Annotated in this window: 5 protein-coding genes and 2 pseudogenes; 2 read left to right on the top strand and 5 right to left on the bottom strand. The window is 62.8% G+C overall.

The features are described from left to right. The coding region (locus D2K64_RS22380; protein WP_157986047.1) for an IS5 family transposase at positions 1-590 on the top strand (590 nt) is incomplete at its 5' end. An 879-nt stretch (positions 591-1,469) separates the two neighbouring features. Here the strand turns inward: D2K64_RS22380 and D2K64_RS22375 are convergent. Genes D2K64_RS22375 through D2K64_RS22365 form a run of 3 tightly spaced genes read right to left on the bottom strand, consistent with a single transcriptional unit; the run spans position 1,470 to position 5,444 of the window. After that, on the bottom strand, positions 1,470-3,596 hold the full coding sequence (locus tag D2K64_RS22375) for an ATP-binding protein (RefSeq protein WP_120010599.1): 2,127 nt from the start codon (positions 3,594-3,596) through the stop codon (positions 1,470-1,472). Continuing rightward, positions 3,596-5,098: an ATPase domain-containing protein gene (locus D2K64_RS22370; RefSeq protein WP_120010598.1), complete on the bottom strand. Its 1,503-nt coding sequence runs from the start codon at positions 5,096-5,098 to the stop codon at positions 3,596-3,598. The genes D2K64_RS22375 and D2K64_RS22370 overlap by 1 nt, the downstream gene beginning before the upstream one ends. Continuing rightward, on the bottom strand, positions 5,088-5,444 hold the full coding sequence (locus D2K64_RS22365) for a HigA family addiction module antitoxin (protein WP_120010597.1): 357 nt from the start codon (positions 5,442-5,444) through the stop codon (positions 5,088-5,090). The genes D2K64_RS22370 and D2K64_RS22365 overlap by 11 nt, the downstream gene beginning before the upstream one ends. A 375-nt stretch (positions 5,445-5,819) precedes the next feature. Between D2K64_RS22365 and D2K64_RS22360 the strand changes: the two genes are divergently transcribed. Further along, positions 5,820-6,362 (top strand): DUF1003 domain-containing protein, encoded by a 543-nt coding sequence (locus D2K64_RS22360; RefSeq protein ID WP_120010596.1) that lies wholly within the window; start codon positions 5,820-5,822, stop codon positions 6,360-6,362. A 192-nt stretch (positions 6,363-6,554) separates the two neighbouring features. Here the strand turns inward: D2K64_RS22360 and D2K64_RS26345 are convergent. Further along, positions 6,555-6,689 (bottom strand): annotated as a pseudogene (locus D2K64_RS26345) (hypothetical protein); the annotation flags it as partial. Positions 6,690-6,859: 170 nt separating this feature from the next. Further along, positions 6,860-7,522, bottom strand: a pseudogene (locus D2K64_RS22355) (IS701 family transposase); the annotation flags it as partial.

Here is a 7,522-nt window from a genome sequence, read left to right as displayed (position 1 = left end):
GCCACCACCATCTACAATCGCTACAATCGGTGGAGTGCCCAAGGTGTCTGGAACCGGCTGTTCGCGCGCCTGGCCGCGGCTGGAAACATCCCGGACGAGATCTCCATCGACAGTACCCATGTCAAAGCCCATCGCTCCGCGGCCGGGGCCAAAAAGGGGGCAACACGGCGCAGGCGATCGGCCGCTCACGTGGTGGGCGGACCAGCAAGATCCACGCTCTGGCCAACGCTCAAGGCCGACCGATCGCCTTTGTCCTGACGCCAGGCAATGTCGCCGACATCAGCGTCGCCAACACTCTGCTCGACGACATCGCACCACCGCGTCGCCTGCTCGCGGACAGGGCCTACGACGCCGACCATCTCCGTAAGCCGCTTGAAGCCCAGGGCACGGAAGTCGTTATTCCCTCGACCCGCGCGCGTCGCCATCCCTATCCACTAAACCGCCGCGCCTATCGTGGCCGCAACGTCATCGAGCGCATGTTCTGCCGCATGAAGGACTGGCGCCGCATCGCCACCCGCTATGACCGCCTCGCCAGGAACTTCCTCTCGGCCGTCGCACTCGTCGCAATCGCCTGTTTCTGGCTGCCGTGATTGAGTCGTCACCCTAGGCGATATCCCAATTTCATATGTTTCGCTTCGGAACCGTAATTGATGTACCATGCTGGCAGAGCAAAAGTTCTTCTGGAGAGAGTGATTGGACAAGTGGCGCAAGATGGAGAGTGCCCCGACTGATCGAACGGCTATTCTCACCTGCATGAGCTCCGGGGGAAATTCGACCTACGCCGTTGCTGTTTGGTCCTACGACCGCTGGTGTGTCAGCACAGGCGGCTTCTTGGCCGTTGACCCTGTTGATCCATCGCAGCTGCTAGAACTTCATCCAGAATGCTGGATGCCACTGCCGCTGCCGCCCAGCTGACGATCAGAAAGGCGGCTCTATGGCTTCAGATCCGGCAAGCACTCAAATGTGGTTGCTTCCCGCACGAAAGCTGCCTTCATTGCAACGCCGGTCTGACCCTCCGGCTTCCGGGCTGCTATCGGCTCCAGGAGGCCATGTTGTTCTCGGCAGACAACTGCATGGCCTTCTCACGTTCGCGGCTGCGCTTATTCAGCCCAGAAAAAAGCTCACCGGGTCAGACCGATGATGCTGAGTGTAGAGTAGGGGAGGCTTCCTGTCGGCTCAGCCATAGGGTGCTCGTAGGCGCAACTGGCGCGGGGGGACCAGAGCAACAACGCCATAGTGCTGGCTCGCAAGCGCTGATCAATAGCAGGCTTGGGCTGAGAGCACTCTGTCTACCTTAGACAGGCCCTTACTGAAGCCGATGCTAGCCTCGGAGCAGTGTTGCAGCAGATGAAAAACTCAGCGAGTGCCCACGTCCCGGCTGCCCTTTACGGGCCGCCACTGTCGGCATCAGCTGTGGGTCAGTCTTCAGAAGCACCCGCTGCATGCTTTCATTCTGAACCCTCTATCACTCACCTGCGCCTAGAGAAGTCGGAGGAGCGGGATGACGACAGTTCACCTGCGATGAGCCCTCTGATCCTGGTTGCCAGAACTTCGAGCGAGAAGGGCTTCGAAAGCACGGACATACCCGGGGTAAGATGCCTCTCATCCATCATCGCGCTCTCCGCGTATCCAGTGATGAACAACACCTTCAGGTCTGGTCTCAGGGCTCGTCCGGCATCCGCCAATTGCCTGCCGTTCATGCCTCCTGGCAGGCCAACATCGCTGACCAGTAGATCGATGCGGGCATGCGAGCGGAGGATATCCAGCCCGACACGCCCATTCTCCGCCTCGACAGCGTCGTAGCCGAGATCCTGGAGCACCTCGGAGACCAGCATCCGGACACTCGGCTCGTCATCCACGACCAGAACGGTCTCGCCCAGCTCGGCACGGGGAGACACCATAGTTGTGCTCAGTTTGGCTGCCGCCGGCTCCACCGCCGCGAGGTGCCGCGGGAGATAAAGACGCACCGTGGTACCGTGGCCGACTTCCGAATGGATCCTCACCTGCCCGCCAGATTGCCGCACGAAACCGTAGATCATTGACAGGCCCAGCCCGGTTCCCTGGCCAAGAGGCTTGGTCGTAAAGAACGGGTCGAAGGCGCGCTCGATGACGTCCGGGGGCATCCCAGATCCCGTATCCGTGACGCTCAACCCCACATACTGGCCGGGCGGCATGTCTCGGGCTCCCGCTGTCCGCCCGTCCAGCGAAAGGTTCTCCGCCCGGATCCGGATGCGGCCGCCATTCGGCATGGCATCGCGCGCGTTGATGGACAGGTTCAGCAGGGCGTTCTCAAGCTGGTTGGGATCCACCAGCGTGGACCAGAGATTGTGCGCGCTCGTTGTTTCAATCGCGACGGCTGGTCCAACCGTGCGGGTAATCAGCTCGGCCATCTCGGCCACGAGGTGGCTGACGTTAACAGGCTTGGGATCGAGCGTTTGCCTCCGGGAGAAGGCCAGGAGCCGGTGTGTCAGGGCCGCCGCCCGGCCGGCCGCCTGCTGCGCCGTGACGATGAAGCGGTCCAGCTCCGTGGTTCTACCCTGCTGCAGACGTATCTGGAGCAACTCCAGACTACCGGTGATGCCCGCCAGCAGGTTGTTGAAGTCGTGCGCGAGACCGCCCGTCAGCTGTCCAACCGCCTCCATTTTTTGGGCCTGACGGAGCTCCTCCTCGGCCTGCTCACGCTGCTTCACCTCCGCCAAGACAGTATCGTGGGCCTGCCTCAGTTCGGCGGTGCGCAGAACAACACGCTCCTCCAACGTTTCATTCAGTTGACGAAGCCGATCCTCGGCAGTTTTGCGGTCCGTAATGTCGGATGACACGCCGACGAGGCGGGGCTTGCCTCGCTGCCGGTCGCGCACGATGCGGGCGCGGATCTCCGCCCAGTGGACGCTGCCGTCCGGCCAGATCGTGCGGTACTCAATGGCGTAATCCACGCCCTTGGCAACGCTGGCCCGAACCGCCCCTTGCATTCTGTCGCGGTCGTCGGGATGGATGCAGGCCAGAAGATCCTGATAGGTGAAGGAGGCCGCCGGTCCACGGCCGAACACGGCCTTGCAGGTTGTCGACGAGGTCAGGACGCCGGTCTCAACGTCGAATTCCCAGGACCCGAGGCGCCCCGCCAGTAATGCGATCTGCAGGCGGTTCTCGCTTTCGCGCAATTCCTCGATCCGCGCGCGCGCCTCGAACTGGCGTTGCCGACCCTTCAGGGCGGAACGCGCGATGCTGACGAAGGTGGTTGGGTGAAACGGGCGCTCCAGGAACGTGACGTTGCCAAGCACTTGGGAGAGATGGGCTGCGGCCGGGTTCCGCTCTGGGCCGCCGCCCTGGGCCAGGACGATGAACGGCAGGTCGGACCACGCGGGCTGTGCCGTGATCCGCGCGGCAATGCCCTTGAGATCGGCCCCTCTGAGTGCTTCCTCCGTGACCACGGCGAAGTAGGTGTCCTCGCCCAGCGCCGCCTCAAAGCTTACCAGGCTGGGACAGACGCGGCACACGGCGACCCCCGCTTCGTGCAGCAGCGCCTCGGCGATCGCGGCATCCCGGCCGTGTGGCGTGTGGATCAGCGCGGAGGGAGGCTGCTGCGCAGGAACGAGCATCACTCCGAACCGGGTGCGCTCGACAGAGGTGCCGCATGGCCGGCAAGGGTCGGCACACCTCTCAGCACACCTTGAAACCCTCCCAGCGGCGCGCCCATGCTGAGGCCAGATCCGCCGATGCGGTACTCGCGGATTGTATCCTCGTGCGGCCCGGTACGCTTCTTGATCACGGAGACGGCACGCCGGACTTTACCGAAAGCTTCAAAATAGCGGAGCAGGATCACGGTGTCCGCCAGGTAGGTGAGGTCAACCGGGGACTTCATGTCGCCCACCAGCCCGTGCTGGGCCAGGGTCAGGAAGGTGGTGGCGCCCTGGCGGTTCAGGTACTGCAGCAACTCGTGGATGTGCAGGATCAGCGCGTTCTCGTCCGGCATGGCCGCCTGGTAGCCGTTCAGGCTGTCGATCACCACGGTCTTGGCCTGTGCAGAGTCGACCCTCTCCCGAACACGGTGGGCAAACTCGCCGGGGGACAGCTCGGCCGCGTCGACCTGCTCGATATGCAGCATGCCACGGTCGCGCATCTGCTCCAGATCGAAGCCCATGGCACGAGTACGGTTGAACAGCAGGCCCAGCTCCTCGTCAAAGACAAAGATCGCGGCTTTCTCACCTCGTTTCACCGCGGCGGCAACGAACTGCAGCGTGAAAATGCTCTTGCCCGTTCCTGCCGGACCCAGCAGCAGGGCACTGGACCCCTGTTCGACGCCACCGCCTAGCAGTGCGTCCAATTCGGCAACGCCGCTTGTCATGGGGTGACGGTCAAAACCGGTGCGATGCTCAGATGCGACTAGGCGTGGAAAAACCTGGATTCCGCCGCGCTTGATAGCGAAGTCGTGGAAGCCGCCACGGAATGCCTGGCCGCGGTACTTCGAGATTCGAAGCCGGCGCCGTTCGGCGCCGTATTCCGGCGCCATCTCTTCCAGCCGGATCACCCCGTGAACGACACTGTGCACCGTCTTGTCCAACGTGTCGGAGGTCAGATCATCAAGCAGCAGCACCGTGGCGCCGGAGCGGGCGAAGTAGTGCTTCAGGGCCAGGATCTGCCGCCGGTAACGCAGTGAACTCTGCGCCAGCAGGCGGATTTCCGACAGGCTGTCCAGGACGACCCGCGCCGGTCGGATGCGCTCGAAGGTTTCGAAGATCTGGCGCGTGGCCTCGCCCAACTCGAGATCCGAGGAATACAGCAGGCTTTGTTGCTGAGCGGCATCCAGCAGGCTTTCCGGCGGAACGAGTTCGAAGACCTCGATGTTGTCTGGCAGGCTCCAGCCATGCGACAGAGCTCCGTTGCGGAGCTCTCGTTCGGTTTCGGACAGCGTGATATGGAGACCTTGCTCCCCGTTCCGGGCGCCTTCCAGCAGGAAGCTGAGCGCGATCGTGGTCTTGCCGGTGCCCGGATTGCCTTCCAGCAGAAACAGGTGGCCCGGAGCCAGTCCTCCGATCAGGATGTCATCGAGACCGGCAACGCCGGTCCGCGCCTTGTCCGGAGCGTCTGGCTTATCGTTCATGGGGTGCTCCGATCTGTACTAGGACAGTGTTGGGAAGAAGATGCCGGGAGATACCGATCAACGAGCTCGCTAGTGCTTGCTGAGCCTGTGACAGATCGAAGCTCTGTTGTCGTTCCAGCCAGAAGGTGGCGGAAATCCCGCAGAACCGTTCCAGCCGCAACGCCATTTCTGGACTGATGGCGCTTTGCCCCGCCAGGATACGGTGCAGGTTCTGCCGCGTGGTCGCGAGGTCCAGGGCTGCTTGGCTCACTGTGAGCCCCAACGCAGGCAGGACGTGATCGCGCAATAAAAGGCCAGGATGCGGTGGAGCGGCCGAGCCAGGCGAGGGGGGCAGTTCGCGATGCATACCTCCCTGTGTAAACTATCGCTTGACAAATAACAACAGGAGCACGCCAGAGCGAGGGTCACCCGTGCTTGCCTCAAAATATGCAGCTTGCTCTGGAGCCGTTGTAAGCCTCCGGACACCTGGATCCAGCTGCACAAGCATAGGCTAAGCTGGTGGTCACTGGCTCTGCCAGCGACGGCGCCAAACCGGTGGTGCGTATGTACACCATGAGCAAGATCTGGCTGAAAGCTGCCTGGCTACTTCTGGAGCTTGGTGCCGCGGAAGCGAACGCGCGGTTCGCGTTCGCTTCCTGTCTGCAGGCGACTCCAAACCAGTCCTTCGCGCGTTCTGCTGGCACCTACGTGCCTTCCCTGGAAACGAGGACCACAGTCTGACATGCCCGAGCCAAGATTGACGGTGCCGCCCCCCAAGCCAGTCGGCCTCAGCACGTCGCTTCTGCGCAACATCCAGGCGCTGGAGGACCGGCGGCGCGAAGAAGCCGCTTCCGCGAGCCGCGAAGAGCGGGTCGCTGAGGCCATCACCCGCTTCACCGGAAGTATGACCTTTGTCTACATTCATCTTGCCTTCTACGGCGCCTGGATCCTGATCAATCTGGGCCTCATCCCGGGTGTGCCCAAATTCGACCCGTCTTTCGTAGTGCTAGCGATGGAAGCCTCAGTCGAGGCCATCTTCCTCTCTACCTTCGTGCTCATCAGCCAAAACCGCATGGCCGCGGCGGCCGACCAGCGTGCCGATCTCGATCTTCAGATCAGCCTCCTCACTGAGCACGAACTGACCAAGCTGTCGGAGCTCGTCGTCGCCATTGCCAAGCGCCTGGACATCCAGGTTGATGCGGACCCAGAGCTGCAGGAGGTACAGCGAGACATCGCGCCAGAAGCTGTGCTGGACCAGATCGAGATCCAGCAGCGGAAATGCTGAGGGGCAGGGGATGACCGCTGTTCACCCCATCCAGCGGTAGGCCGCTGGGCAGAGTCTTCCGCTATACCCGGCCGGTTGTGGGGGACAAGGCGGCAAGGCGCCTGCTCGTAGCCGTATGGAATGCCGGATGCATCAGACAGTGCCGGCATCCTCCATGTGGCCGGCAAACGGACGCCCAGTGCGACACAGCTATTACAGCTTGATGGCGTCGGCAAAAGGCAGTGTTGCAAGAAGCTGCCCCGCTTCATCGCAGATCTCGAATTGCTGGCTCGTGCTGAGCACCCCATCGCTGCCGATGAGATCAGGCAGCATCTCCCGAACCGCCCTCCTGGCCTCTTCCTAGCATTACAGTTGCTTTCTTCGTGATGTGAGCTTGCTGCGCGGCGGCTTGGTGTGCTCTTCGCCAGAGTGACCAGGCCATGATGCTGGCAGGTCGAATGCGCCGTTGCGCCAGGCGCACGGCTATGCGGCGGATCTCTTGGATCGACCAGCGGACGAGGTCTGGCGTGTGCGGCGAGCCGTCGATGTTTTTTGGGGTGTCGGTTCGCGTGATGGCGGATCACCGCCATCATGGCGAAAGCCAGCATCACCAGGGACACGTGGCGGTGCCAGCCGTGCCAGGACCGGTCGGACGCAATGCCTCCGACCATTGTGCGTCAGGCCGAGTTCGTTCCTGGCGGTCTCGAAGCTGTCCTCGATGGCCCAGCGGTGTCCTTCGACCGCGACAAGCGTCTCGATCGGTGTTCCGGCCGGGCACCAGGTGGTGAAGTAGGCCGTCTCGCCATCGGCGATATGGCGACGGATCAGCAGACCTCGCGTCCACAATCCTTTGGCTCCTGGGCGGAACTCATCGGCTTCGAGGTCCGCCAGTTCCAGGTACGCCCAGTCGTGCAGGCGCTCGCCCTTCGTGCCTCGACCCGCCGACAGGCGATGCCACGCTGCGGGATCGAGTGCCTGGGCGATGTCCTCGGCCGTCCCTGCGACCTCAGGCTTGCCGATCCGGGAGTTGAAGGATGCTGTCGCGTTGACACCGAGCACGTAGCCTTTGCCTGCGCGGCGCAGCGCCATCTCGATATCGCCAAAGCCATAAACGCTATCGGCCGCGACCCAGCCAAAGGGCACGCTGGCGCCGATGGCGCGCTCGATCATGCTGAGCGCCA

The organism is Teichococcus vastitatis (genome assembly GCF_003604215.1).
GTDB classification, from domain to species: Bacteria; Pseudomonadota; Alphaproteobacteria; order Acetobacterales; family Acetobacteraceae; genus Pseudoroseomonas; species Pseudoroseomonas vastitatis.
This window is presented reverse-complemented; position numbering and strand designations above follow the sequence as displayed.

Excerpts from the sequence above, each read along its gene's own strand:
- D2K64_RS22375 (WP_120010599.1), bottom strand. The coding sequence starts at position 3,596 with ATGCTCGTTCCTGCGCAGCAGCCTCCCTCCGCGCTGATCCACACGCCA.
- D2K64_RS22370 (WP_120010598.1), bottom strand. The coding sequence starts at position 5,098 with ATGAACGATAAGCCAGACGCTCCGGACAAGGCGCGGACCGGCGTTGCC.
- D2K64_RS22365 (WP_120010597.1), bottom strand. The coding sequence starts at position 5,444 with ATGCATCGCGAACTGCCCCCCTCGCCTGGCTCGGCCGCTCCACCGCAT.
- D2K64_RS22360 (WP_120010596.1), top strand. The coding sequence starts at position 5,820 with ATGCCCGAGCCAAGATTGACGGTGCCGCCCCCCAAGCCAGTCGGCCTC.